Consider the following 26583-nt stretch of genomic DNA (forward strand, 5'->3'; position numbering starts at 1 on the left):
TGCCGAGCCCCCACCCGCCGGGCGTCACCGTCTTCGAGATTTCAGGCCGGATTATCCCCAGAATCGGTATCGCAAGCATGACAGGCCAGACATCATGAACCAGCACGCGAGAGCCAATGATCCATCCCCGGAACCGTTGCGACCTGCGGAAACGCGGCCTCTACAACCGGGTGCGCCTCGTCCCGCGACCCCCGTCGGTGCTCGTCCGCCTTCCGCGCCACGTCGCGCCAACCGGGCGTTGCTTGCATCCTTCGTCATCGCCGTCGCTCTCGGTGTCGCCCTCCTCGGCATTCGCTATTTCGTTCCCCGGACAGTCGATCTCGTGACTCTTGCGCCCGGTTTTTTTCAGCCGGAGCTTTCCGGTCCCGGCGTACTCGACGCAACCTCGCTCGCCAATGTCGGAGCCAGTATTCAGGGTGCCATCACCCGACTTTCCGTGGAGCGCAACGATATCGTGGCAAAGGGCGACTTTGTCGCCGAAATCAGCGCTCTAGACCTCAAGGCTGCGCTCGCTTCCACGCTCGCTTCCCGAGAGGCGGCCGGCAAGGCGGTCGAGGCAGCGAAATTCGATGTCGCGCGGGTTGAGGCGACGCTTGAAAATGCTCGCTCCAATCTCGTTCGACAGGGCGATCTCATCCGCTCCGGCGTTACCAGCCGCTCGGCGCTGGAAAGTGCAGAAACCACGGCGAAGCAGGCAGAAGCCGATCTCGCCAAGGCCCAGTCGGAGTTGCTTCAGGCCGAGGCGCAGGCCATCGCCGCCGAAGCCAATGTCGCGGCAAGCCGGGCCCAGATCGAGAAATCGGTGATCCGCGCCCCGATCGACGGAGTGATCGTCGCCCGCAATCTCAATCTCGGCGACATGGCCTCGCCGACGAACGCCATTGTCGCGATTGCCGATCCCGCCAGCATCGTGCTGTCGGCCCGTTTCGACGAAAGCGTGATTTCCAGCATGGCGCCGGGCCAGACCGCAACCATCCGCTTCGGCGGCGATGACGAGGCGCGCTATGCCGGCAAGGTTGTACGCGTCGGCCGCGAGGTCGACCAGGAAACGCGGGAATTCACGGTGGACATAGCACCGATACGGCTGCCGCCGAACTGGGCACTTGGCCAGCGCGGCACGGCTGTCGTCGATCTTGCCGCCAGCGAAGGCGTCATCGCGGTGCCGGTGAAAAGCATCGCCCGCCGCGAAGGCAAGGCCGGCGTCTGGCTCGTCCGTAACGGGCGCGCCGTGTGGCAGTCCGTCGATCTCGGTCGTATAGGTGGGAGGAGGGCCGAGGTTCTGCGCGGGCTTGGTCCCGGCGATCGGCTCGTCACGACGCCCGTGGGCATTTACCGCTGGATGCCGGTCGCCAGGACGGGAGCGGTATCGTGAATCTCGGTCTCAAGGACGTCCGCCACAATATCGGCCGTTTCCTGATGACGGCGGCGGGCGTTGCCTTCCTCGTCACGGCCTCCATCGGCATGATCGGCCTATACCGCGGTATTGTCGCCGACGCCCTTCTTGTCATCGACCGGATCGGAGCGGATCTCTGGGTCGTACAGGGCGGACGCGCCGGCCCATTTTCCGAGAGCTCGGCCATTTCCTCCGGCATGGACCGGCGGGTGGAGGGTGTCGATGGCGTGACGAGCGTTCGCCGTTTCGTGCAGATCAGCCAGCAGTTCGAGCATCGCGGCCGTTCGTTGCGCGCCTCGCTGACCGGTCTCGACTATCCCCGCGACAACGGCGGCTGGGTTCCTCTCGCCGCCGGCCGGCATATCGCGAGCGGCCATTTCGAGGCGATCGCCGACATCAGTATCGGCCTGAAACTCGGCGAGACTGTGCGGCTGGGAAGGGACGACTTCACTGTGGTCGGCCTGACACGGGGGATGGTGGACATGGGCGGCGACGGGTTGCTTGTTGTCACGATCAATGACGCCATGGCTGTCGCCCAGCGGCGGACCAGCGAGGAAGTGCTCCTGGCCCGCAACGCCGCAGACGCAACGTCGGCTGCCACCTCCGGCAGTTCGGTGGCGCAGGACAGCAAGATCTCCGCTGCCCTGGTGACGCTCGACCCGGCAACCGACGAGGCGGCGGTGCGCCGCGTCATCATGGCCTGGGGCGACGCCAATGTACTCAGCCGCGCGGAGCAGCAGAGCCTGCTTCTCGACCAGCGGCTCTGGCGACTGCGCGTCCAGATCCTCGCCTTCACGGGGGTGCTGCTCACCGTCATGGTCATCGTCATCTCCCTCATCATCTACATGCTGACCATGGAAAAACGGCATCAGATCGCCATGCTGAAACTCATCGGCGCGCGTAACACCGTCATCGTCGTCATGATCGCTGAACAGGCCTACCTGATCGGCGCAGGAGGACTGGCGCTCGGCCTCGTTCTTTCCAACGTCATCTTTCCGTGGTTCCCGCGACGGGTGATCATCGAGGCATCCGATATTGCGCTTCTCGGCCTCGCCATGGCGGTCATCTGTGGCTTCGCAAGCCTTCTTGGCATATCGCGGGCGTTGAAGGTGCGGGCGCAGGAGGTGCTTTCATGAGCGGCGTCCCGGTGCTCTCCGTGCGCGGCGCGCGGCGCCATTATGTCAGCGGCGAAAGCACAGTGTGCGCCCTTGACGGCGTTTCCTTCGACATCCAGCCTGGCGAGGTGGTCGGTATCCTGGGACCGAGCGGTTCCGGCAAGAGTACGCTTCTGCTCATTGCCGGCCTGCTGGAGCCTCCCACCGAAGGCGAGGTCCTGATCCGCGATCAACTTGTTTCCGCACCCGGCGCGGATCTCGACAATCTTCGCGATTTCCGGCGCAAGAACATAGGTTTCGTCTTCCAGAAGGCCAATCTCATACCCTTTCTCACCGCAGCCGAAAACGTCGCACTGGCCCTGCAGATCGATGATGTGCCGGCGCGGCCGGCCCGAACCTATGCCGAGTTTCTTCTTGCCAATGTCGATCTCAGCCACCGGATGAACAATCTTCCAAGTAGGCTTTCCGGTGGCGAACAGCAGCGTGTCGCGGTTGCCCGTGCGCTCGCCAACGATCCGGCTCTCATTCTCGCTGATGAGCCGACGGCCGCCCTCGACAGTGTCCGCGGTCGGCAGGTCATCGGGCTTTTCCGCGAGATCGCCGACACGCGTCAGGCGGCCGTCGCCGTGGTTACCCACGATCAGCGCGTCTTCGACCTCTTCGACCGCACCATCGAACTGCGCGACGGCCGGATCGTCGCGGAATGAAGCACGTCCGGCACAATGATCGCCGCCTGAAACAAATCGCTACAAAAAGCAACGCGGCCGAAAGATGGCGGCCAAGCTCAGGATGGAAATTCACCCCATGCCGCCACGAGGGCGGTCACCCCGAATGGAGGCAAAAAAAATGCTGAAAAGACTGCTCATGGTGCTGGCGCTTCTGGCCACCGGCGCTTCTGCCGCTTCGGCGGCAACGGTTGCGATCGCAACCGGAAACGTCAACCTGCGGGCCGGTCCCTCGACCGCCTATCCCGTCGTCACCACCGTGCCGGTCGGCGCCCGGATCGTCACCCACGGCTGCCTTCCCGGCTATTCCTGGTGTGACATCGCCTTCAGTACCTTCCGCGGTTGGGTCTCGGCGAGATATATCCAGATCGTCTACAATGGCGCTCCGGTCGTTCTTTCTCCGACCGTCGCGACCGCTGTCGGCGTCACGGTCGTGGCTTTCAATCAAGCTTATTGGAACACCTATTACCGGGCCTATCCCTGGTATGGTTCCTGGGGTTACTACTATCGTCCCTATGCGGTCGCCCCGCCGCCGCGTATTACCGCGCATGACCGTTCGCTGACCTGCGCCAATGGCAGTTGCACGGGCACGCGTTCGACTACCGGTGTCTATGGCGGCTCGACCAGCCAGACGAGGACATGCTCCGGCGGCGAATGCACCGCCACGCGCAACACGGTCGGTCCCTACGGCAATTCGGCTTCAAGGGTAAGGAACTGCAGCGCCAATGATCGCTCTTGCACCGTGACCCGCACCGGTCCGCGCGGCGGCACCATGACCGGCACCCGCATTTTCAATCGATGACAGGTCAGGAAAGCCAAGGGCTCGGCAGAAGCGCACGTCTTTTCCTTCACTCGGGCAAACAAACTTCGCAAGCCCATGGCCAGCGGCCTTCGGCACTTTCGGCGAGTATGAAAGGCGGTCGGGCGCGGCGGTGGAGCATATTTTCGCCAAAACAGTCGAGAGGTGGTTGATAGCCGAACCTGCCAGTCAGGACGCTACAACCACTTCCGCAAGCGGTGATTGCCATTCGGATGATTGTTGGTCGATCGCGGGGTGCGCGAATTGCCGTTTCCACGCTGGCAATTAATTGAGGACGGCATGGATCCTGATCGCAGCAAGGCAGAGATCCTATCCCGGAGATGGGGAGCCGTTGGTTCGATCCCCCTCAAAGTTCAAAGCCTCCAGGCCTCTCTTCGATGTATATCCCATTGACATATCCCCTTTCGCGAATTATGTCCGGGGATATGCTATTTGTGGATGCCAAAGAGGTGAGCCATGGAACAGGGTGCGGTATTCCAGAGCAATCGTAGCCAAGCCATCCGACTGCCCAAGGCAGTCGCTCTGCCTGATGACGTGAAGCGTGTCGACATCGTTGTGATCGGACGTACTCGAATTATAGCCCCTGCAGGTGAGGTTTGGGATAGTTGGTTCGAGGGTCCCGAGGCGACATCCGACTTCATGAGCCAACGTGATCAGCCAGCCTTGCAGGAGCGCGAGGCGTTCTGATGCTGAAATACATGCTGGATACCAACATCTGCATTTTCACCATCAAGAACAGACCACAACAGGTGCGCGACGCGTTCAATCGCCACTACGGTCAGCTATGCATGAGTTCAGTCAGCTTGATGGAATTGATTTACGGGGCGGAAAAGTCGGCGAGCCCGGAGCGCAATCTGACTGTCGTTGAAGGTTTTGCAGCCCGCCTCGAGGTGTTGCCGTATGATGAGTTAGCGGCCGTCCATACAGGCCAGTTGCGTGCCGAACTTGCCCGCAGTGGAACGCCTATCGGACCATATGACCAGCTGATCGCGGGCCACGCGCGCTCCCGCGGCCTGATCGTGGTAACGAATAACCGGCGCGAATTTGATCGCGTGCCCGGTTTGCGCATCGAGGACTGGACCGTCTAAACTCGCACCCGTGATTGTTATAGGAAGCAGGCAAGTCGGGATATCACCATATCCCATGGAATTGTCGGGTCGCTGGTTCGAATTCCTTCACCTGCAAGACGGCACCGGCTCCATCCGGTCTTCACGGTCCTGATTATTGCCAGGCGAGAATGGTTCGCATTTGTCTCGACCCCTCAAGCTGCTCTTGTTAGCCCGTGTTCCACCAGCCGGTCGATGATTTCCACATAGCTGATCCCGCTCGCAGCCATGGCTTTGGAATACATGCTGATATTGGTAAAGCCTGGAATGGTGTTCACCTCGTTGATGACGAAGCGCATATCTTCCATCAGGAAGAAATCGACGCGGGCCATGCCGTCGCAGCCGAGTGCGCGGAAGGCGCGGGCGGCCATGTCGCGGATTTTGGTTTCGACATCGGCGGGAAGCTCGGCGGGCACTTTCAGGGCCGCACCGTTCTCGTCAAGATATTTGGCGGTGTAGCTATAGAAGCCATGGCTTTCGGCAGGCGCAATCTCGCCGGGGCGGGAGACGAAGAGCCCGTGGTTTACGTCCTCCAGCACGCTGCATTCGATTTCGCGCCCGGCAATGAACTCCTCGGCGATGAGCTTCCGGTCATAGCTGAAAGCCTCAGCGAGGGCGGGGGCGAATTCCTGGCTGCCGGAGACTTTTCGCACGCCGACGGAAGAGCCCTGGCGGGCCGGCTTGATGAAGAACGGCAGGCCGAGCGTGCCTTCGAGGGTTTCGAGCGCAGGCGGTGCCGCCTGATCGAGCGTCACCGAGCGGGCCACGGGCAGGCCGGCCGCCTTCAGAAGCTGCTTGGCGATATCCTTGTCGAGCGCCGTTGCTGAGCCGAGAATGCCACAGCCGGCGAGCGGCACACGTGCAACCTGGCAAAGCCCCTGGACGGCACCGTCTTCCCCATGCAGGCCATGCAGGACCGGGAAGACGATATCGACAATCCCGGCTTCGGCAGCCTTTCCACTGGGGCTGATCGCCAGCATCCGCCCACACCCGCCGGGCACGAGGCAGAGCTCGGTGCCGGAGGCGGGTCTGTCGAGCTCGCCATCGGTAAATAGGCTTTGCAGCCAGCGGCCGTCCCTGGTCACGAAGACGGGCAGGGCGTCATAACGCTGCGGATCGAGCGCGCGCATGACGTTGGTGGCCGACATGATTGAGACGTCGTGTTCGCTGGAACGGCCACCGAAGAGCACGGCGATGCGCAGCCGGGAGGAGGAAGGGCTCATAAAGTTTCTCGTAATTCAGAAGCTGACCGCGATGCCTCTGTTGGCGAAGAAGCGGTCGAAGGTGGCAAGCGGCAGGGTGACATCGGTCTGGCTGGCGCGATCGTGGCCTGACGGGTTGTGGAAGCGGACATGCTCCTCATCGGCCGCCGTCACCAGCACGAGATGGCCGCCTTTGCCCGGCGGCTCGCGCTCCGGCCAGCGGATCGCGCTGCTGACCGAGGCGATGAAGAAGCGATGTGCCGAGAGGATCTCGGGAATGCTCTCCGTCTGCACTTGCGTCCTCACATCGGCCGCAAGCCCGAAGCGCTCGCGCACGAAGGTGGCGAAGGGCGCATAGATCAACCCCTTGATCGAGGCATCGACCTCGTTGACGACGTAACCGCCATAGGCTGTACAGGCTTTTGCGAGTGTCAGGATAGGATGATCCTCGCCGCGGGCGGCCAGGATCATCTTCAGGCAGGCCATGCCGCAGATATTCACCGCCCAGTGCGCATATTCCTCCGGTGTCTCGGCACCGGAATTCCTCCACCTGATATCGCGATGCAGGGCAGTCGCACCTTCCGCCAGCACGGGCAGGGTCATCTCGGGTGACTCCCACTGGCTGAAATAGGGCACGTCGAGCTTCGTCCGGTTCATGTCTTCTCCATCAGGCATTGCGATTCCGCTTGTAAGTGGCTTAATCTAACTGCAAATCTATGCATGTATTAAGAGCCACTTTGCCTGGGCCGTGTGGGCCACTTGAGCCGGCCATAGGGGAAGTTTCATGACACTGAGAAGACGACGCGAAGGGCCATCGGCGGCCTTCCGGCCGTCCATCGATCCTGCTTCGGCCGCGCCGCTGGCGCGCCAACTCTACCTTTCGCTCCGCAAAGCCATCGCCGAGGGGCGGCTGATGAGCGGGCAGCGGCTGCCATCGACACGGCTTGCCGCAGCGGAATGGGCGATCTCGCGCGGCGTGGTCAGCGAGGCCTACGAGATCCTGATGTCGGAGGGGTTCGCGGTCGCCCGTCATGGCTCCGGCACCTATATCGCCTCGTCCATTCCCGAGGGTGCGGCACGCATCGATCCCGCGGGTACCGCCAGCATAGAGCCGATCCGCCGTGGCGTGTCGGCCGCTGCAACCGCGATCCTCACGCGCGGACCAAGCCTCGAGCCGCAGAAGCCCCTGCCATTCGTCACCGGCCGAATTGCCCATGACGAACGCACGGCACGGCTTTTAAACCGCATCGCGGCAAGGCATATGAACTATGCCTTCGAAGGCTATGGCGACATCCAGGGCGAATATGCGCTGAGGGCTGCCATCAGCGCCCATCTTGCCGTCTCGCGCGGCGTGCGCTGCAGCCCGGAGCAGATCTTCATCACGGCAGGCACGCAGCAGGCGCTCGACCTTGCCTTTCGCGTGCTGATGACGCCAGGCGATACAGCCGTCGTGGAAGATCCCTGCTATCCGCCCGCCCGGCAATGCCTAGCGCTGAATGGTATCGACGTCGTCGGCCTGCCAGTCGACGTCGATGGCATCAACATTACGCGACTGCTCGACGGCACGCTCGCGTCGCCCGCTGCGTTCTACGTGACACCCTCCAACCAGTATCCCGTCGGTTCCGTCCTCTCACTTTCGCGTCGTCTCGGGCTTCTTTCCTATGCCGAAGAGAACGATTGCTGGATTATCGAGGACGATTACGACAGCGAATTTCGCTATCGGGGCCACCCCATCGCCTCGCTACACGGTCTCGACAAGGCAAACCGCGTTCTCTACACCGGCACCTTCAGCAAGGTGCTGCTGCCTAGCCTGCGCATCGGCTATCTCGTCGTTCCCGCCGACCTTGCCCCCGCTTTCCGCGCCGTCCGCCCTGCCGTCGACCGTTGCCCGCCGAGTTTCCAGCAACGGGTGATCGCTGATTTCCTGGAGGAGGGCTATTTCCCGGCGCATCTGCGGCGCCTGAGGGAACGGCTCAGGGCTTCGCGCGATCTGCTGGCGGGGTTCCTTACGGAGCGATTGGTGGAGCATTTGGCGGTGCTGCTGCCGGATCAGGGGATCAATCTCACGGTCAGGAGCACCGGCAACTGGGACGATGACACCGCCGTCTCTGCTGCGGCGCTTAGGAAAGGTGTTGTGGTGATGCCGTTGTCGCGCATGAATGTGATCTCCACCGAACGCTTACGGCTACTGCTTGGGTTTTCCGGGCTTTCGGAGGAGGAGGCGGATATGGGGACGCGGGTGCTCGCCGAGGTTTTCGAAAGTAAGGAGTTTGTTGGCAGCTAGGATTTAACTACGGGGAGAAAATAGCTTTGTCTTCCTCAAACGTGAGAGACTGTTTAAAATGGAAGCTCCGTCTTGTCTGAAAGGCTGCCTGGCGGTCCCATCATATCCCCGGGGATACCGAAGCAGCCATGGTTTGTCTTGCAAATTTCAGGGACCGGAAGGCGGATGACTGGGGTGCGGTTCGATTCCTTTCAAGACCTGAAAGGGGGCCTGATTTTTCTGAAGTCCCGCGTTCAGTTCCTGCGATTCAGTTAACTGAAGTCCGGCCAGATGATCCGAATAGGCCGAGTTCCAATCTCTGCGCCGGTGGTCCTGTCTATTGTGACAGGATCGATTTCAGTTCCTGCTTCAGCATCGAAAAAGCGCGTGAATTCACCGCCGCCTCTGTGCTTTCCACCCCAAGCGGCCAGGGCGAATAGAACGGGCAGCAGGTCACGGCCAGCCTCTGTCAGCAAATACTCGTCCCGTGGCGGCCGCTCGGAGTAGCGACGCTTCTCCAGGAGGCCCTCTTCAGTCAACGAAGCCAGTCTGCTCGTTAACATTGTCGGCGCAATGCCGAGGTTTTTCCGGATCTCGTCGAAGCGGGTGAGGCCCGCATGGACATCGCGCATGATCAACATGCTCCACGCATCGCCAACGAGTGCGAGGCTTCTTGCGATCACGCAGGGGAGAGATTCAAGATTCTTCATGTCGATATCATTTTCATAGTGACATAGTATGAAAATGATAGTAACTAAAGGCTCGTCAACGGTCCAGCGGAAAATCGGTTCTGCTGTTGACCCTATGATGGAACGCCGGAGCGACCCCTGATGAAATTCTACCTCTGCAAGTTTATTCCCCCACGCGAGGATTTTCTGGCGACGATGAGCGCCGACGAGAAGACGTGGATGGCTGGGCACGGCGCCTTTCTTGACGACCTGCTGGAACAGGGTGTGATCGTGGCCCACGGCCCAGTTATGGACCCAGCTGGCGGCTATGGCGTTTCGCTTTACCGGATCGCCGATGACCAGGATATCGCATCATTCACCTCTCGCGATCCAATCGTGGCGAATGGTGTGGGCCATTACGAGCATCACCCGATGCTGCACCTGAAAGCCCGCGGCTGACGACTTCAAGGCACCGTGCCTCAAGACACGAGGCGCCTTCGCTCAGATTGCGACGTTGGTTACGTCGCGAAACAACTCAAGGATATAACAATGACAATCGCCCTCATTACCGGCGCCTCCAGTGGCATCGGCACGGTTTACGCACGCCGTCTTGCTGCCCGCGGCCATGATCTCGTTCTGGTCGCCCGTGCGACCGACCGCCTGAATACCCTGGCCAACGAGCTTCGCGCCGCCCATGGCGTGACCATCGAAGTGATAACCGCCGATTTGACCGATGCGACACAGACGGAGACCGTAGCCAAGCGCCTGCTTTCCGATCCTCCCGTCGAGATTCTGGTCAACAACGCGGGTGCCGGTTTGAGTGGCGGTCTGTCCAACGCCGATCCGGTCGCGTTGGAAAATCTGCTTCGGCTCAATTCGCTGGTGCCCACCCTGCTCACGGCCGCTGTGCTTCCGGCAATGCTCAATCGCGGCCATGGCTCGATTATCAATATCGCGTCCGTTCTGGCCCTTCTGCCGGAATATTCGCATGGGATCTATGCCGCGACGAAATCATACGTTTTGACGTTGTCGCAGAGCCTTCATGCTGAGGTCGGTTCGAGAGGTGTTTATGTCCAAGCAGTGCTTCCAGCCGCTACCCGCACAGAAATCTACGATCGCATGGGCGGCGATATCAGCAAGGTGCCGGATGTGATGGAGGTCGATGATCTCGTCGAAGCAGCACTTATCGGCTTTGACCGGAAGGAGCTCGTCACCATTCCCCCGGTTCCGGATGCTGCTAATTGGGAGGCCTTCGAACAGGCGCGCATGGTTTTGGCACGCGGCTTCAGCAATGCGCAGCCGGCAGCGCGATACCGCAACTGACAGAGGTCGACAAACCGGGCTCAAACCGATTCTGGGTGATTGGTGCCGGTATCGAAGACATCCATTCGCCTCTCGCGTACCGACTGCAGCGATCCAACGCGGCTCCCTTCATTTCAGAGGGAGCCGGTGTCTTTGCGGTGCAACCAGTCCCGTTGGCCGCCGCCGATCGCTCGCTGAGGTGCCAATAATGCCTGATGCTTCGCCGATACGTGACCTCGAATCGACGGATGAACTGCGACCGGACGGTCGGCACATTCTGCCCATGCTTGCAGCCTTCGCGGCCCTTGGCACGCTGTCCACCACGATCATTCTGCCTGCATTCCCTTCGCTCGCGCCGGTGCATCTTGGACTTTTTTATGCAGCCACCGTGTTCGTGGTCTTTGGTGCTGGCATGGCCGCACCCGGGTTGGCGCGCAGCACTGGCGTCCATTTCACCATTGTTGTGGGCCTTTCACTTGCGCTGTTCGGTGGCTGCCTGTTGTTCCTGTCGGTCCATGCGCCTTCATTCTGGAGCTTCGCTGCGGCCATCGTGGTCTTCCTCGCCGGGTTTGGGCTTGCCATTCCGATTATGACAGCGGCTGCCCTGCAACCATTCGGTCGGCAGGCCGGGCTTGCATCGGCGCTCCTGGGTTTTGTGCAAATGGGAGACGCAGCCTTGGTGACTGGCAGCAGCACCCTATCGCCCATTTCTGCCCTTGCGACGCTCGGCTGCCTCATCGTCATCGGATCGGCGACGGCAGCCCTGCTCTTTGCGGGCAAAAAACCCATTGAGCACCAGTGGTGGTTCCCAGTTTTTGCCGTGATCGACACGGGAATGCTATGTCTGATTTCAGAGAACAGGGAGAGTATATGCTCGACAGAGGCATCTGGCACAATGAACCTCGTCAATGGTCGCCGCGCGACGAGATATTGCGTTTGACTACGGACGAAAACACAGATTTCTGGCGTCAGACCCATTGTTGGTTTCCACCGAGAACTGAGCCGGTTTTGGAGTGAACCCCTCGGGCTGGACCATCGAAACGCTTCAAGCTAAGCCGCCTGCTGGGCGAGTTGAGTTTCGAATTCTGCTGGCAACAAGTAGCCAAGGGCTGAATGCAGCCGTCTGTTATTGTAAATCTGTTCGATAAACCTGGGCAAGTGTTCGGCCACGTCTGCGAAGGTCTCGTAGCCGGTGGGATAGATGTCCTCGACTTTCAAGGTCTTCATGAAGCTTTCTGCCTGCGCATTGTGATAAGGGCTGCCGACGGCGCTCATGGATCCCTGTAGACCAGCGACATCGAGCGCCCTTCGGTAGGTCTCACTTGCGTATTGGCATCCGTAGTCGGTGTGGTGAATGCAGCCGGCAGGAGGCTTTCGGTTATCGAGCGCGGAATGCAAAGCTGCCAATGCCAGCGGCGTGTCCAGGCGTTTTGACAGGCCATAGCCAATGACTTTCCGGCTGCAGGCATCGAGAATGACAGCCAGGTAGCAGAAGCCGACGGCGATGCGAATGTAGGTGAAGTCGGCCACCCAAACCATATCGGGCCGGGGCGGGATCACATTGCGATAGAGGTTCGGGTAGATCGGCGAAGCGTGGTTGCTATCCGTAGTGCGAACAGACCGCTTGCGAGGCTTGATCCCGAGGTCATTGGCCCGCATGACGCGGGCGACGCGCTTATGATTGGCGAGGTGGCCTCTTCGCTGAAGCTCGTGCGTTACGCGTCGATATCCGTAGTAAGGCAGCTCGTCCTGGATATCCTCGCTCCGTGATCTGACGCACCGCGTCACGCTTAAAATCTTCGCTGAAATTCGATTTGCTCATGATGCTCTTCTTGCCTCAAAATTAGAAAATAAGGCGTCTACAAATCTAGGGGCTATTCACGCGCAGCTCTCGTGAGCCAGGGCCTGCCTGCTCCCACCCTCATGATTATCGCCTTTGCAATCAGACTGGCCGATCATCTGAATTCGGAACTCAAGGCCAGATGATTCAGGGCGACTCACCCGTCCTGATTGCGTTTCGACCCTAAATGCCAACGCGGATACGCACGAGCGCCGCATGCGCCAAATCCAGATAGCGCCCTGCCTTGGCAACCCAGGGCGTGGAGGAAGGAACGGCGCCCCTCGCAAGATGGCTCAAGGCCATACGGGCACGCAACGTGGCGCGAAAGGCGGTGTAGAAATCGACCAGCACGGGCGGCGCTCCGTCAGCCAGGCGCACGCTCATGCGATCCAGGATTTCGCGTCCCACCCATGCCGCGCCCAGGAAATCGCATTCAAGAGAAAGAAATGCGATTTCGTCGAAGGGATCGACAAAGCGAAGCCTGTCATCGAATTCGAGGCAATCGAATATGGCGATCGGATCGCTGAAACAGACATGCTGGGGTCGCAAGTCGCCGTGACCGTCGACATAGCATTTCCTCCGGATGCGGTCCTCTATCAGGAAGGCTACCCGCTGCCTTGCCGCATCCATTTCGGCGAGATGCCGTTCCACGAGGGCATGATCGAGTGGAACCGCCCTGTCTCCAAGCGTTTCCCGGTTCCATTTCTGCTGCTGTTCGAGATTTTCGAGATGCACCGCCGGATCGGTGCTCGGTCGTTCGGCTGAACGGTAGAAGCGGCCGAGCGTATTCGCCAGTGCGTCAAGGTGGTTTGACGCGAGCCGTTTCTCCATAATCATGACATCCAGCATCAGGTCTCGCGGCAATCGTTTCATGTGGACGAGCCAGTCCACCGGGACGCCTGCGCCGCCCAGCCGAAGCGATCCATCCTTCTCCTGCGTCAGGGCCTCGATGCCGAGATAGATATCCGGCGCCAACCGCCTGTTCAGCCGCACCTCCGCCTCGCAATTGGTGCGTCTCGCCATCACATTCGTGAAATCCAGAAACGGAAAGACGACGGGCTTCTTCAGCTTGTAGACATGACTGCCGGCCAGGAAAACCCAGGACATATGGGTCTCGATGATGTCGACCGTAGCCGGAAGAGCGGGATAGGCGGCAGGTCGCGTCAGAAATTCGACCTTGTCCTTGATTGTGCAATCGGAGGCGACCATCAGCGTCTTCTTTCGTGTCGGGTGTGGTAGCCGGCGATCCACGGCGTTGATGCCAGTCAAGACACCATCTTCGGGTCTGGCCATTGACGGGCGTCAACGCGCGGTTTCGCCAATGCTGCAACTGTCATCGGCATCAGGGAGATTTCGATGACGACGATGGCATTGACGGCTCCGGCGTTCGGCCGGCTGTTCTCGCGTATCGACAGTGCGCCGCAGCCTCACGCACGGGACACGCAGCTGCTGCTCGAGAGCTGGTCCGGGGCGAAAGCAGACCGGTTGGCGCCTGGCCTTTTAGACCTCGAAACGATGATGCCGGGTGCCTTGCTGATCTTCGTTAAGGAAGAGGGGCGCAGGGACTATCGGCTTCGTATGGGCGAGCAATTCGCGAGGCGGCTTCTGGGCAGATTGCATGAAGGTGAGCGCTTGTCGCAGGCGCCTTACAGGCGCAATGCCGCCCGTTGCCGCCGCGTCTTCGATAAGGTCATCCAAACCGGGGAGCCTTTGCTTGTGGAATTTACGGCGGAACAGGGTAACGGGGATGCCATTCTGGCCTACGAACTGCTCGCCCTTCCATTATCCGGGAGTGGAGACGCGCTTGAGGCGGTGGCTGTTGGCGTTTCCTGGAGATCGGGTCTGCGGGCCGTGCCGGCAATCAATGGGCGTCAGTGGAATTCTCGCGCGCCGAAGGTGTTTGCTTTCGCGCGTGACGAGTCCCTCGCGAAAGCGATTGCCCGTTCCCTCCGGCTCGAACTTGCGCCTCTTGAGGAGCGCGAATTCGAAGACGGCGAGCACAAGGCCCGGCCCCTGGTCGATGTATCGGGACAGGATGCCTTCATCATCGCCAGTCTCCATCGCGATGAAAGGCAATCTGTCAATGACCGACTTTGCCGGCTGCTCTTCTTCATCGGCACGCTCAAGACTAACGGGGCGGCCCGCGTCGTGGCGGTGATCCCGTATCTTTGTTACCAGCGCAAGGATCGGCAGACGAAGCCATACGATCCGCTGACCTCGCGGTATGTCGCGCAGCTCCTCGAAGCGGTCGGTGCTGATCAGGTGATCACGATGGAGGCGCATAATATCGCCGCATTGCAGAACGGTTTCCGGTGTACGTTGATCCACCTCGAAAGCCATGATGCCTTTGCCCACCACCTTGTGGCGCGACTTCACGGTAGCGACGTCACGGTCGTGGCGCCGGATATGGGGGCCGCGAAACGGGCCGAGGCGTTTCGAACGGCACTGGAGAGCCATCTGGGCAGACCGGTCGAGAAAGCTTTCATGGAGAAGCAGCGCTCCATGGGCGTGGTCACGGGAGACCTTTTTGCCGGTAACGTCGCCGGCCGCAGGGTCGTCGTTTTCGATGACATGATCAGTTCCGGAACGACCATGATGCGCGCCGCCGAGGCGTGCCGGCAGCGCGGCGCGATCGACGCTCTTCTGGCTGCAACACACGGCCTGTTCAGCGCCGGTGCTGCGGACACACTGTCCGATCCATTTATAAGCGCGATCTGCGTGGCAAATACAGTCGCTTGCGAAAAACAAATCTCCCGCCTGGAGATCGTAGATGTTTCCGCGACCTTCGCCCGTGCAATGCTGGCGTCTTCGCCCCGCGCATTGCCTAAACCCTAGAGTATCCGGCGGGAACCAAGTCGCCCTCCATGCTCTGTCTTTTTGTTTTCTCACAATTCCGGACGCAAGACCGGTTCCTGCTTTTGGTGGAATTGCTCCGCTCGACAATTTCTCCCATCCTCGGCCCGCCCGCCGTGCTTGAGGTCAGCCAGAGATCCACCAAAGGGATTAGCTGGCAATCGGGTTAGCGCCCATACTCGCTACTTCTATTCGTCGATGGGTTCCCGGGGCGCGGTTGACATGGATCAATGCCACGCCTCAAGATTGAACGCACTCGTTAACGCTTGGAAATGACTGGGTAGAGGCACTTCTTTGAGGAGGGGAGCATGCCAGGCAGTTCAGTCACGATAAGGGCGTTCGCATCGCCCTCCGGAAGCCGAAACATGCCCGACCTCAACTGCTGCGATGACTTGCAGCGGAGTGTGAGTTGCATAGGTCGCACGAAAAATTACGAAGCTGGAAGCACCCTGATAGCGGAGGGCGATGAGCCGACAATTGTCGGCCATGTTGTTTCCGGAGTGGTGCGCATAACGCAAACCCTTGACGACGGCCGTCAGCAGATTGTGGGACTTGCCATAAAGGGCGAATTTTTCGGGCATTTCTTTCGCAGCGGCAGCACTTTCCTGTATGAGGCCGCAACAGACGTGACGGCTTGCGTTTATGCCCAGAGCGCCTTTGAGGCGATGATGGCCAGAGATCACGATGTAGAACACATGGTCATGATGGGTCTGCTGCGCGACCTTGAGGTCAGCCGGGAATGGATGATGGTTCTCGGTTGCCAGAACACTCTTGAACGTGTCGTCAGCTTCATGCTCCATATTCGAAGGCGGATGAGAATGGTGGGACTGGCTGGCGATGACCATGTCATCGAGTTTCCCATCGGACGCCGTGATATCGCCGGCTATCTGGGCACGACCGTAGAGACGATCAGCAGGCATATCCAGACGCTTGCCCGCCAACGGATCATCGGCATCATGGACAAGTCCCATTTCGAGATTCTCAACCTTGGGCGCCTGCAGACACTTTCCAAACAGCATTGGGAGGAGTGGCGGAAGGAGCACTCGTTGCCGGGGGAGCATAAGCCCGCGGTGACCGAATTCAGCCCGGCTACAGGCTCCCGGCGGGCCGGCGAAGCGGCTTCGAAGTGAGCGCCGGCGCGGTACGTTCGCAGCCGCCTTGCGCTTTCAGCTTGCGTGATCTGCGGAACGATGAATCCCGACTTAAGTTTGAGAGGCAATCGACGAGCGGGCATCGTTGACGCGCGTCAATGCCCCCGCGCCGAGTGCGCCTTACGAATGACAGAGGCGAAGACTATCCGCCGGAACCTGTCATTGGCGAACCTTGGTGAGAGGTTTTCGAAGTGGCGAACCCTTGAAGTTTCCCTGGTTCTTGCCGGTCGCAATAGTCGTCTGCGTCAGTTTTTTTCACGAGCGGGAGGGCTCGATGGAAGTAATCCGCAAGAGCGATGCCTCGAAGCAGTTCGCTAATTTGCAGGACTATGCGGAGTACTGTGCGTCCTTCCGATGGGAGGATGCGGAGGCGCTGCTTGACGGGTTTCCCGGCAACAGTCTGAACATCGCGTTTCAGGCCGTCGACCGTCACGTTATCCATGGGCATGGCGACAAGACGGCGATACGATGGATGTCCAAAGAGGGCGTGCGTCGGGATTTCTCCTATCTCGAATTGCAGCGCGAGACCTCTCGCTTCGCCAATGTACTGAGCCGTCTCGGGACAGCCAGGGGCGAGCGGGTGTTCTCCCTGCTCGGCCGGGTGCCGGAACTCTACATTGCGGCCCTTGGTACCCTCAAATACGGTGCCGTTTTCTGTCCGCTGTTTTCCGCCTTCGGTCCCGAACCGATCAAGGCGCGCATGACGATTGGCGATGCACGTGTTCTTGTGACGTCGCATGCGCTCTACAGAAAGAAGATTGCACCCTGGCGCCACGAACTGAAGGATCTCCGCGCCCTCCTGCTGATCGGAGGCGAGGGGCAGTACGAAATGGGGAGCCATGATTTAGGTGCCTTGATGGCAGATGCGGACGCCGATTTCGACGTGGCCGAGACCGGTCCGGAAGACATGGCGTTGCTGCATTTCACGTCCGGTACCACCGGTCGGCCAAAGGGTGCCGTCCATGTCCACCGGGCGGTCGTGGCGCACAACATGACCGGCCGTCTTGCGCTCGACCTCCACCCGGACGACGTCTTCTGGTGTACGGCAGACCCGGGCTGGGTGACCGGCACCTCCTACGGCATCGTTTCGCCATTGACCAACGGCGTTACCATGATTGTCGACGAGGCGGAATTCGATGCGGGTCGCTGGTACGGTATTCTGGAAAGCGAGAAGGTCACGGTCTGGTATACGGCGCCCACCGCCATCCGCATGTTGATGAAAGCCGGCCCGGACCTGGCGAGAGAATACGACCTTTCCAGGCTGCGTTTCCTTGCCAGCGTCGGTGAACCGCTCAATCCGGAGGCGGTGATCTGGGGCGACAGGACGTTGGGCAAGCCGTTTCACGATAACTGGTGGCAGACGGAGACCGGCGGCATCATGATTGCCAATTACGCGTCGATGGACGTCAAACCGGGTTCCATGGGAAAGCCGCTCCCCGGCATCGCGGCGGGGATTGTCGGCCGTCACGATGGCGGCGTGCACGAGATCGCAGAACCGATGACGATCGGCCAACTGGCGTTGAAGCCGGGCTGGCCGTCGATGATGCGGGCCTATCTCCACGAAGACGAGCGCTACCGCAAATGCTTCGTCGACGGATGGTATCTGAGCGGCGACCTGGCGATGCGGGACGACGATGGCTATTTCTGGTTTGTCGGGCGCGACGATGACGTCATCAAGAGCGCCGGCCACCTGATCGGCCCGTTCGAAGTGGAAAGCGCGCTGATGGAGCACCCCGCCGTTGCCGAGGCGGCCGTGATCGGAATACCGGACGACACGATCGGCGAGGTGGTCAAGGCATTTGTTGCCCTGAAGCCCGGCTATAAAGGCAACGAGGAACTCATGCTCGACCTCCTGGGCCATGCACGAAAGCGCCTGGGACCCGCCGTCGCACCGAAGGATATCGCCTTCAGAAGCAACCTGCCGAAGACCCGTTCCGGCAAGATCATGCGCCGGCTGCTCAGGGCGCGGGAACTGGGGCTGCCGGAAGGCGATATCTCGACGCTTGAGAGTGACGAACGATGACCGGGCGCCCACTGAAACCCCATCTGACACGCGGGCACGTCCTCGAACTGCTCGCACAGATGATCCGCATACGCCGCTTCGAGGACAAATGCGCTGAACTCTATACGGAGGAAAAGATCCGTGGCTTCCTCCATCTCTATGATGGCGAGGAAGCGATCGCGGCCGGCATCATCCCTGTCCTGGGGAAGGAGGATCGCGTCGTCGCAACCTATCGCGAGCACGGCCATGCGCTGATGCGCGGCCTGCCGATGAAAACGGTAATGGCGGAAATGTATGGCAAGCTGGAAGGCTGTTCCGGCGGGCGCGGCGGCTCCATGCACCTGTTTTCAGCCGCTGCCAATTTCTACGGCGGAAACGCGATTGTCGGCGGTGGCCTGCCGCTCGCCGCCGGTCTGGCGCTGGCCGACAAGATGCGCGGAGACGACCATGTCACGGCCTGTTTCTTCGGCGAGGGCGCGGTTGCCGAGGGTGAATTTCATGAAAGCCTCAATATCGCGGCGCTCTGGCATTTGCCGGTCCTCTTTGTCTGCGAAAACAATCGATATGCCATGGGCACCGCATTGGAGCGTTCGGAGTCGGTTGTCGACATTCACAGGAAGGCCGAAAGCTACGGGTTGATTAGCGAAGTCGTTGACGGAATGGACGTCGTCGCGGTGGAGGCGGCAGCCAGGCGAGCATTGGAGACGATCCGCGAGGTGGGCGAACCCTATTTTCTCGAATGCCACACCTACCGCTTTCGTGCCCATTCGATGTTCGATGCCCAGCTCTACCGGCCGAAGGAGGAGGTCGAGCAATGGCGGAACAAGGGGCCGATCGTCCGCTTCCAGTCATGGTTGTTGGATAACGGCATCATTCATTCCGGCGATGTCGAAAGGATCACCGCGGAGGTTGATGCCGAAATCGCCGAGGCCGTCGCCTATGCGGAAAGCGGAAGTCTCGAACCCGTCGACAGCCTCGGCCGGCATGTGGTGGCCTCCGTCCGTCCGGCCTCTCCGCCAAGGATCGAGCCCACTGGCCCTCCGGTGGAAACGACCTATCGCGAGGCGGTGAAGATGGCGATCGAAGATGCCCTGGACCGTGACAACAGGACCTTCCTGATGGGAGAGGATGTCGGCATGTATGGCGGTTGTTACGCCGTCAGCAAGGGGCTCCTGGAGAAATACGGTCCGGAACGCATCCGGGACACGCCGCTTTCGGAGTCCGGGTTCACCGGCGCGGGCATTGGCGCGGCCGTCGCCGGAATGCGCCCGATCGTTGAAGTCATGACGGTCAACTTCTCGATGCTGGCTCTGGATCAGATCCTCAATACGGCTGCGACCCTTCGGCATATGTCGAATGGCCAGTTCGGTGTTCCGCTGGTAATCCGTATGGCCACGGGGGCGGGCCGGCAGCTGGCGGCCCAGCATTCCCACAGCCTCGAAGGTTGGTATGCGCATATACCGGGCATCCGCGTCCTGACGCCGGCGACATTGGAAGATGCGCGCGGGATGCTCTGGACCGCCCTTGAAGATCCGGACCCGGTCCTGATCTTTGAGAATGTCATGCTCTACAATCGTAGCGGCCCCCTTGCTCCCAATGCCGGACCGGTCGACATCAGCCGCGCCGCCATTCGCAGGGAGGGCCGCGACGTTTCACTCATCACCTATGGCGGGTCGCTGTTCAAGACACTCGATGCCGCCGCGGAACTGGAGGCCGCCGGCCTGTCGGCGGAAGTTGTCGATCTTCGTAGCCTGAGGCCGCTCGACGAGGTGACGATCCTTGCCTCTGTAGCGAAGACCCGCCGAGCCATGATCGTCGACGAGGGCTGGCGTTCGGGCAGTCTCTCGGCGGAAATCGGCATGCGGATTGCCGAAAAATGTTTCTACGATCTCGATGCGCCGATTTCCCGGCTCTGCAGCGAGGAAGTGCCAATTCCCTATGCGAGGCATCTCGAGGAGGCGGCGATCCCGCAGACGAACCGGATTGTCGCCGCCGTCCGCGCAATGTTCGGGAAGGCGTGACGATGGCCGAGTTTCTGATGCCTTCGCTGGGTGCGGACATGCAGGCCGGAACGCTCGTCGAATGGCTGGTCGCGCCCGGAACAGCCCTGCGGCGGGGCGATGTCATAGCCGTGGTCGAAACCGAGAAAGGGGCGATCGAGATCGAGAATTTCGAGGACGGCATCTTTGAAGGCCCCATGGTGGATATCGGGGCAAGGGTACCTGTCGGGACACCGATTGCGCGTATCCATCGCACGCACGAGGAGGCGGTGTCGGGCGAGCCGGCACGTCCAGCGGCGACGGCGGGCAAGGGGCAGGAACCGGCAAGCGGACAGGAGGCGAGCGCCGCGCCCGTTACAGTCGTGCCGTTCGCGCCCGTGGCCGGTTCCGGCGGACAAAGGGTTCGTGCCTCGCCCGCGGCCCGGCGATATGCAGCCGAGCATGGGATAGACCTTGTCTCGGTCCGCGGCAGCGGACTGCATGGCGAAATCCAGCTCGGCGATGTCGAAGGTATGCGAGCACCCACACCTCCTGCCGAAGCTGCGCCGGCACAGGCTCTCCGGCCAATGGAGGGAATGCGAGCGGCTATTGCGGCGGCCATGGCCCGATCGAAACGTGAAATCCCGCACTACTACCTGGAGCATTCCGTCGACCTGACTGCAGCCGAAGCCTGGGTCGCTGACTTCAACACCCGGCGTGACCCGGAGGAACGCCTGGTCGTCGGGGCGCTTTTCGTGAAGGCCGTAGCGCTCTCGATCCGGAAATTCCCGGAATTCAACGGGCATTTCATCGATGGAATTTTCCGGCAAAGCCCGGTTGTTCACGCCGGCCTGGCGATCAATATCCGTGGCACCGGCCTCGTCGCGCCCGCCATCCATGATGCCGACGCCCTTGGTGTTCCCGAATTGATGGCTGCCATGCGCGACCTTATCGCGCGGGTAAGGGCGGGCCGTTTCCGCGCATCCGAATTGTCAGATCCCACCATCACGATCTCCAGCCTCGGCGATCGCGGAGTGGCGACGCTTTACGGCGTCATCTATCCGCCCCAGGTGGCGATTGTGGGTTTCGGAACGCCGATGACCGAAGTCCGGGCAGTTCAGGGTCTTATCGGCCCGCGCACCGTCGTACACATGACCCTTGCCGGCGACCATCGGGTGAATGACGGCCATCGCGGCGCACTCTTTCTTTCCCACATAGACCATCTTCTGCAAAAGCCGGAGGGATTATGACCAAGCAGGAACTGGAAGCGCTGCTCTCGGGTGCGCTTCGACATATAGCACCGGAGGTCGATCCACGAGAGATCGACAGGGACGGAGACCTGCGGGAAGAATTCGACATTGATTCCATCGACTTTCTCAACCTGATCGCAGTGTTGAGCAAGCGCTTTTCCCTTCCTGTCCCGGAGGACGACTATCCGAGGCTTCGAAGCTTCACAGGTATTGTCGACTATCTTGCGGAGAAGGTAGCCTAGCTCCGGCACCTTTTTTCAAGGTGCCGGAAAGGCCCTGGCAGCGAACCGCAAACTGTCTCACTTGACCTCGATCTTGCGGGTTTCCTTTACAGCCTCGGCCGGCTTCGGGATCGTGACAGTCAGCACGCCGTTCTTGAAATCGGCCTTGACGCTTCCGGCATCGATCTCGAAGGGCAGGGTCATGGCCCGTTGGAAAGAGCCGGACGAGCGCTCGATCCGATGAAACTCCCGACCCTTGTCCTCCTTCTTTTCATCTTTTTCCGACATCTTCTCGCCCTTGATGAAGATGCGGTTGCCGCTGATCGAAACATCGATGTCTTTCTGTTCCACGCCGGGCAATTCGGCGGTGATGCAGATTTCCTTGTCGGTCTCGCTGACATTTGATCGAACGGCGAAACTCCCCGCAAGCGCCGGAAAACCTCGGTCAAAGTCGTCAAAGAGGCTGTCGATGCGCTTGCGAAGATCACCGAACGGGCTTTCTACGCTTTCTTTTTCGCCCCACAGTGAGGGCAGCCAGCTACGATATGCCATGGTCCTATCTCCATTGATTTCGTGGCAAAGGGCAGGTTTCCAGCCCGGCCTGCGCGGTGCATTGACGGCCATCAAGCGGGGCCGCCGGAGAAAGGGGTAAAAATCCCAAAGTCAGTCGCTGTCGAACCGGAGAAGTGGACCATCATGGCGCACAAGAACATTCTCTTTCACTCCGCGGCACGGGAAAAAATCCTGCGGGGGACCGGCGCCCTCGCGGATGCGGTCCGCATCACGCTTGGGCCCAAATCGAAATCCGTGCTGATCCAGAAAAAATGGGGCACGCCCATCGTCTGCAATGACGGCATCACCATAGCAAAGGAAGTCGATCTGGCGGACCCGGAAGAAAATCTCGGCGCACAGATGCTGCGGCAGGCCGCCGAGAAGACGGGAGACGCCGTCGGCGACGGGACGAGCACGGCGACCATTCTCGCCCATGCGATCTTCTCCGACGGTACGCGCAATGTAACGGCTGGCGCGAGCGGCATAGACCTCAAGCGCGGTATCGACCGCGGCCTGAAGATCTGTGTCGAGACGCTGCGCTCGATGTCCAGACCGGTCCATACGCGGAAGGAAAAGTCGCAGGTCGCTTCGATCTCCGCGCACAACGATCCCACCATCGGCGATCTGGTCGCCGACGCTATGGAAAAGGTTGGGGATCAGGGTGTGATTACGGTGGAGGAATCCAATTCCACTGAGACCGTGCTCGAAATCGTCGAGGGGATGCAGTTCGACCGCGGTTTCATCTCCCCCTATTTCATCACCGATCCCGATAAGATGGAGGCTGTCGTCGAGGATGCCCTTGTTCTCGCGTGCGACCGGAAGATCAGCAACATCAAGGATATCGTTCCTCTGTTGGAGCAGATCGCGAAACTTGGGAGGCCGCTCCTCGTCATCGCGGAGGATGTCGATGGAGAAGCTCTGGCGACGCTCGTCGTCAACCGGCTTCGCGGCGTCTTCCACGCCATCGCAGTGAAGGCCCCAGGGTTCGGCGACAGGCGGCGTGCGATGCTGGAAGACATCGCCACGCTAACTGGCGGACAACTGGTTTCGGAAGACCTCGGCACCAAGCTGGAATTGGTTGAGATTGACCATCTCGGCCATGCCAAGCGCGTTGTCAGCGACCGGGAGACGACCACGATCATCGGCGGCGGCGGACAGAAGGACGCTATCGAAGCCCGCATCCGGCAGATCCGCTCGCAGATCGAAAAAACAAAAAGCGACTATGACCGGGAGAAACTGGAGGAAAGAGCTGCAAAGCTTTCCGGTGGGGTCGCCGTCATCCGCGTCGGGGCGCCCTCCGAGGCGGAGCTCAAGAGCAGGAAGGAGGCCCTGGACGATGCAATCCACGCGACCAAGGCCGCGGTGTCCGAAGGGATTGTGCCGGGCGGTGGGCTGGCGCTGTTGCGCTGCACCGTTGCGCTCGAAAAGGAGGAGACCGCAAGCCATGGGGACGAGAAGACCGGGCTTGAAATCCTCCGCCGCGCTCTAAGCGCTCCGGCGCGGCAGATCGCGGAAAACTCCGCCGTCGACGGCGGTGTCGTGGTCGCCAAGATGCTCGAGGGAACCGGCAATACAGGTTTTGACGCAGCGCAGAACCGTTATGTGGACCTTTTCGAAGCCGGGATCATCGATCCAACGAAAGTTGTCAGGGTCGCGCTCGAAAATGCTGTTTCCGTGGCGAGTATCCTGCTGCTCACGGAAGCGACGATGACCGAGCTTCCCGAAGAGGAGAAAATTGAGCGAGGCGGAGAAGGCTTGTCCGCCTGAAGCCGGCAAATGATGAATGACCGCGGGGGCGAGACGTTCCGTCTCAGGGGCGCTCACCAGAGCAGCGTTCGTTTTTCGCCGTTATTTCCTTGTCTTCTGGTAGGTGCCCATGATCTGTGTGCTGGAAAGGACGTGACCGCGCATCGCCGCCTCGACCTGTTCCCCGGAGCCGGGCACGAGACGGTCGAGAAGACGGTCAATGGCATAGAGCTTGAAGAAATAGCGATGTCTGCCGATCGGCGGGCAGGGTCCACCGTAGTTGTGGCGGTTCCAGCTGTTGACGCCGGTCACGCTTGTCCCGGGCAATCGCGAAATGCCTTCGGCAAGGCCGGTGAGCTCGGCCGGCAGATTGTAGAGAACCCAGTGGAGCCAGGTCATTTTCGGATGGGCAGGGTCCGGCGCGTCCGGGTCGTCGACAATCAGGACCAGGCTCTTCGCTTCCGGGGGCACGCCCGTCCAGCGGAGCGGCGGCGAGATATCCTCTCCCTCGCAGGTATAAAGGATCGGGATCTCTCCATTGTCGGCAAATACGGGCGATGTCAGCGTGAATACCATCTTGTGCTCCCTTTATCATATGTCGTCGGCGACCTTCGCATCCCCTCTGTGGCGGCGTTGCGTTTCCTCGATCGAACGGATCGTGCGGACGACCTCGTCGTCGGAAAGGGGAGGGCGGCAACGGAAACGATTCCAGGCAAGCACCAGCTCCGTGACGACCTCCGGATCGATGCCGTGCCACAGGAGATGACCGCTGAAGGATGCAATCGTCGTATTCCTGCGGCCCGCCTCCACGCCCTCCCGCGCCAGTCCCCGCCAGTAAGACATAGGGTGTCCGAGCCCATGCGCCTCCGGCTCCTGGCGGTCGCGAAGCCAGACGGGCAGGCGGGCAAGGGCGATCTCCTGCGGCGAATGCCCTTCCCGCCAGCGATAGGGGTTGCCGCTCGGGTGGATGGACGGGGGAGCGACGATCATCCCGCCGTCGGCGCGCAGGTCGATGCCGGGCGCAAGTCCCGTCCGGTTGCGGATATTGCCGCCGGGGTGGGCGAAATAGAGATGGCGCCCGCCTCCACCGGTCACGGATTCGACCGTCTCGGCCAGCTTGCCGTGCAGCCGCTCAAGCTCGGCAAGCGCCTCGTTTCCGCCATGCGCGGGATCGACGTCGAGAACCGCCAGTCCCGATGCAATACCGGTCACGACGGCGACGCCAGCATGCGGCCACTTCTCGTACCAACCTCGCACCTCATCCTTTTCCGGCTGGCGTTGCTGCAGATCGGCCCAGGATATCAGCGGTTGCTTGGCGCGCGGCACGACCGGCAGGGGAACCCAGCCAAGCTCCATGTATTTCAGTGCCGCGATCAGCGCCGCAGGCCGATTTCGCCTATTGTTCGCCATGATCGCCTCGCGCCGTTGCCTTCGCCTCAGCCAGGGCATCAAGCACGTCCTGGTCTGTAAGTTGAGGGAAGTCGCGGTAGTGGAGCCCGACCGCCTGGAAGCCGGCGGGTGTTTCCAGGCAGACGATGTCATCAACCTCCCGACGCACGACGTCGAGAACGTCGACGGCGGAAACGGGAACGGCAACCACGATCCTGTCCGGATGACGCAGTCGCAGACCCTTGATCGCCGCGCGCATGGTGGCGCCGGTTGCGAGGCCATCGTCGATGATGATCGCGATCTTGCGCTTGATGTCCCTGTCCGGCCGGTCGCCGAGATAAAGGTGACGCCGCCGTTTGATCTCCTCCAGTTCCCGCTCGCAGCAGGCCAGGAAATCGTCCTCCGAGATCCCGTTGGCGGCAATCACGCCCTCGTTGCGGATAACAGCCGGCGTCTTTCCGTCGATGACGGCTCCCATTGCCAGTTCAGGGTAAAAGGGAAGCCCGACCTTGCGCACCAGCGCCAGTTCGAGCGGCGCCCTGAGAACCTTGGCGACCTCCAGGGCAACCGGCAATCCGCCACGGGGCAGGGCAAAGACGACCACGGGAAGACCGGCGTAGTCCCGCAATGCCTCCGCGAGCCTTTTTCCCGCTTCACTGCGATTGAGAAACGGCATGGAATGCCTCCTGGCTCTTCTCCGACCTCACCCAGAAGATACTTTATGTCAGCCCTGCTGAGGATGTCACGTTAACTTGAATTGGATGCACGTGAGACGTTCGGCCTTGGGGATTGATCTCAGGCCATGGATCCGGTCGCAGCTTTTCACTCTGCGATCGCCTGGATGCGGTGAACGCGGTTTTGGAATGCGGAGCGTTTTGTGCGGGGTGGGACGCAAAGGTTACGGACAGCGGAGAAAACCGAGACGAAGCGCCGAAGGCCTCCCGGTGAACGGAGGCCTTGCATCACTCGCTCCCGTTTTCGCAGCGGCACATGAGAATTCTCGGCC

26 protein-coding genes and 1 pseudogene are annotated in these 26583 nt (G+C 60.8%); 17 read left to right on the forward strand and 10 right to left on the reverse strand.

Annotated features, from left to right (window positions below):
• The first annotated feature begins 94 nt into the window (after positions 1-94).
• The 6 genes from NBH21_RS24225 (at position 95) to vapC (ending at position 5141) form a co-directional block, all read left to right on the forward strand.
• Positions 95-1372, forward strand: a complete 1278-nt coding sequence (locus tag NBH21_RS24225; RefSeq protein WP_250913741.1) for an efflux RND transporter periplasmic adaptor subunit — start codon at positions 95-97, stop codon at positions 1370-1372.
• Positions 1369-2529: an ABC transporter permease gene (locus tag NBH21_RS24230; RefSeq protein WP_250913740.1), complete on the forward strand. Its 1161-nt coding sequence runs from the start codon at positions 1369-1371 to the stop codon at positions 2527-2529. The genes NBH21_RS24225 and NBH21_RS24230 overlap by 4 nt, the downstream gene beginning before the upstream one ends.
• The gene (locus NBH21_RS24235) at positions 2526-3215 is read left to right on the forward strand and encodes an ABC transporter ATP-binding protein (RefSeq protein ID WP_250913739.1); all 690 of its coding nucleotides are present in this window, start codon (positions 2526-2528) and stop codon (positions 3213-3215) included. Before NBH21_RS24230 ends, NBH21_RS24235 begins: the two co-directional genes overlap by 4 nt.
• A 139-nt stretch (positions 3216-3354) precedes the next feature.
• Complete coding sequence (locus tag NBH21_RS24240) at positions 3355-4035, forward strand: SH3 domain-containing protein (RefSeq protein WP_250913738.1); 681 nt, start codon at positions 3355-3357, stop codon at positions 4033-4035.
• A 474-nt stretch (positions 4036-4509) separates the two neighbouring features.
• Positions 4510-4740: a type II toxin-antitoxin system VapB family antitoxin gene (vapB, locus tag NBH21_RS24245; protein WP_250913737.1), complete on the forward strand. Its 231-nt coding sequence runs from the start codon at positions 4510-4512 to the stop codon at positions 4738-4740.
• A complete protein-coding gene (gene vapC, locus NBH21_RS24250) occupies positions 4740-5141 on the forward strand; it encodes a type II toxin-antitoxin system tRNA(fMet)-specific endonuclease VapC (RefSeq protein ID WP_250913736.1) in 402 nt (133 codons plus the stop codon). Before vapB ends, vapC begins: the two co-directional genes overlap by 1 nt.
• A gap of 173 nt (positions 5142-5314) precedes the next feature.
• Here vapC and NBH21_RS24255 read toward each other — a convergent pair whose 3' ends face one another.
• A complete protein-coding gene (locus NBH21_RS24255; protein WP_250913735.1) occupies positions 5315-6382 on the reverse strand; it encodes a D-alanine--D-alanine ligase family protein in 1068 nt (355 codons plus the stop codon).
• 15 nt (positions 6383-6397) lie between these two features.
• Positions 6398-7018 (reverse strand): C39 family peptidase, encoded by a 621-nt coding sequence (locus tag NBH21_RS24260; RefSeq protein WP_250913734.1) that lies wholly within the window; start codon positions 7016-7018, stop codon positions 6398-6400.
• Between the two features lie 127 nt (positions 7019-7145).
• Here NBH21_RS24260 and pdxR point away from each other — a divergent pair, with 127 nt between their 5' ends.
• Positions 7146-8645 (forward strand): MocR-like pyridoxine biosynthesis transcription factor PdxR, encoded by a 1500-nt coding sequence (gene pdxR / locus NBH21_RS24265; RefSeq protein ID WP_250913733.1) that lies wholly within the window; start codon positions 7146-7148, stop codon positions 8643-8645.
• A 251-nt stretch (positions 8646-8896) separates the two neighbouring features.
• On the opposite strand, the gene NBH21_RS24270 is transcribed toward pdxR, so the two are convergent.
• Positions 8897-9334: a winged helix-turn-helix transcriptional regulator gene (locus NBH21_RS24270; protein WP_250913732.1), complete on the reverse strand. Its 438-nt coding sequence runs from the start codon at positions 9332-9334 to the stop codon at positions 8897-8899.
• 120 nt (positions 9335-9454) lie between these two features.
• On the opposite strand from NBH21_RS24270, the gene NBH21_RS24275 reads away from it, so the two are divergent.
• From NBH21_RS24275 to NBH21_RS24285, 3 genes are all read left to right on the forward strand, one after another.
• Entirely contained in the window at positions 9455-9751 is a 297-nt protein-coding gene (locus NBH21_RS24275; protein WP_250913731.1) for a YciI family protein, read from the forward strand.
• Positions 9752-9841: 90 nt separating this feature from the next.
• The gene (locus NBH21_RS24280; protein WP_250913730.1) at positions 9842-10615 is read left to right on the forward strand and encodes an SDR family NAD(P)-dependent oxidoreductase; all 774 of its coding nucleotides are present in this window, start codon (positions 9842-9844) and stop codon (positions 10613-10615) included.
• A 187-nt stretch (positions 10616-10802) separates the two neighbouring features.
• A complete protein-coding gene (locus NBH21_RS24285; RefSeq protein WP_250913729.1) occupies positions 10803-11534 on the forward strand; it encodes an MFS transporter in 732 nt (243 codons plus the stop codon).
• Positions 11535-11644: 110 nt separating this feature from the next.
• On the opposite strand, the gene NBH21_RS24290 is transcribed toward NBH21_RS24285, so the two are convergent.
• On the reverse strand, positions 11645-12382 hold the full coding sequence (locus NBH21_RS24290) for an IS3 family transposase (protein WP_250913728.1): 738 nt from the start codon (positions 12380-12382) through the stop codon (positions 11645-11647).
• A gap of 235 nt (positions 12383-12617) precedes the next feature.
• Positions 12618-13703, reverse strand: coding sequence for a hypothetical protein (locus NBH21_RS24295; RefSeq protein WP_250913727.1), 1086 nt, complete (start codon positions 13701-13703; stop codon positions 12618-12620).
• Positions 13704-13790: 87 nt separating this feature from the next.
• On the opposite strand from NBH21_RS24295, the gene NBH21_RS24300 reads away from it, so the two are divergent.
• The 6 genes from NBH21_RS24300 (at position 13791) to NBH21_RS24325 (ending at position 21911) form a co-directional block, all read left to right on the forward strand.
• Positions 13791-15269 (forward strand): ribose-phosphate diphosphokinase, encoded by a 1479-nt coding sequence (locus tag NBH21_RS24300; protein ID WP_250913726.1) that lies wholly within the window; start codon positions 13791-13793, stop codon positions 15267-15269.
• Between the two features lie 383 nt (positions 15270-15652).
• Positions 15653-16417 carry a Crp/Fnr family transcriptional regulator gene (locus NBH21_RS24305; protein ID WP_250913725.1) on the forward strand — a complete coding sequence of 255 codons (765 nt, stop codon included), beginning with the start codon at positions 15653-15655 and terminating at the stop codon, positions 16415-16417.
• Between the two features lie 295 nt (positions 16418-16712).
• Positions 16713-18461, forward strand: coding sequence for an acetate--CoA ligase (gene acsA, locus NBH21_RS24310; RefSeq protein WP_250913724.1), 1749 nt, complete (start codon positions 16713-16715; stop codon positions 18459-18461).
• Positions 18458-20461, forward strand: coding sequence for a pyruvate dehydrogenase (acetyl-transferring) E1 component subunit alpha (pdhA, locus tag NBH21_RS24315; RefSeq protein WP_250913723.1), 2004 nt, complete (start codon positions 18458-18460; stop codon positions 20459-20461). The genes acsA and pdhA overlap by 4 nt, the downstream gene beginning before the upstream one ends.
• 2 nt (positions 20462-20463) lie before the next feature.
• Complete coding sequence (locus tag NBH21_RS24320) at positions 20464-21669, forward strand: dihydrolipoamide acetyltransferase family protein (RefSeq protein ID WP_250913722.1); 1206 nt, start codon at positions 20464-20466, stop codon at positions 21667-21669.
• The gene (locus NBH21_RS24325) at positions 21666-21911 is read left to right on the forward strand and encodes an acyl carrier protein (protein ID WP_250913721.1); all 246 of its coding nucleotides are present in this window, start codon (positions 21666-21668) and stop codon (positions 21909-21911) included. Before NBH21_RS24320 ends, NBH21_RS24325 begins: the two co-directional genes overlap by 4 nt.
• A 57-nt stretch (positions 21912-21968) precedes the next feature.
• Here NBH21_RS24325 and NBH21_RS24330 read toward each other — a convergent pair whose 3' ends face one another.
• Entirely contained in the window at positions 21969-22442 is a 474-nt protein-coding gene (locus NBH21_RS24330) for an Hsp20/alpha crystallin family protein (protein ID WP_250913720.1), read from the reverse strand.
• Positions 22443-22586: 144 nt separating this feature from the next.
• Here NBH21_RS24330 and groL point away from each other — a divergent pair, with 144 nt between their 5' ends.
• Positions 22587-24209 carry a chaperonin GroEL gene (gene groL, locus NBH21_RS24335; protein WP_250913719.1) on the forward strand — a complete coding sequence of 541 codons (1623 nt, stop codon included), beginning with the start codon at positions 22587-22589 and terminating at the stop codon, positions 24207-24209.
• An 81-nt stretch (positions 24210-24290) separates the two neighbouring features.
• Here the strand turns inward: groL and NBH21_RS24340 are convergent, their stop codons facing one another.
• From NBH21_RS24340 to NBH21_RS24355, 4 genes and pseudogenes are all read right to left on the reverse strand, one after another.
• Positions 24291-24764: a YbhB/YbcL family Raf kinase inhibitor-like protein gene (locus tag NBH21_RS24340; protein WP_250913718.1), complete on the reverse strand. Its 474-nt coding sequence runs from the start codon at positions 24762-24764 to the stop codon at positions 24291-24293.
• Positions 24765-24779: 15 nt separating this feature from the next.
• Positions 24780-25598, reverse strand: coding sequence for a bifunctional DNA primase/polymerase (locus NBH21_RS24345; protein ID WP_250913717.1), 819 nt, complete (start codon positions 25596-25598; stop codon positions 24780-24782).
• Positions 25585-26253, reverse strand: coding sequence for a phosphoribosyltransferase (locus tag NBH21_RS24350; RefSeq protein ID WP_250913716.1), 669 nt, complete (start codon positions 26251-26253; stop codon positions 25585-25587). Before NBH21_RS24350 ends, NBH21_RS24345 begins: the two co-directional genes overlap by 14 nt.
• 146 nt (positions 26254-26399) lie before the next feature.
• Positions 26400-26583: pseudogene (locus NBH21_RS24355) on the reverse strand (IS6 family transposase); the annotation flags it as partial.

The organism is Ciceribacter sichuanensis (genome assembly GCF_024055605.1).
Taxonomy (GTDB): domain Bacteria; phylum Pseudomonadota; class Alphaproteobacteria; order Rhizobiales; family Rhizobiaceae; genus Allorhizobium; species Allorhizobium sichuanense.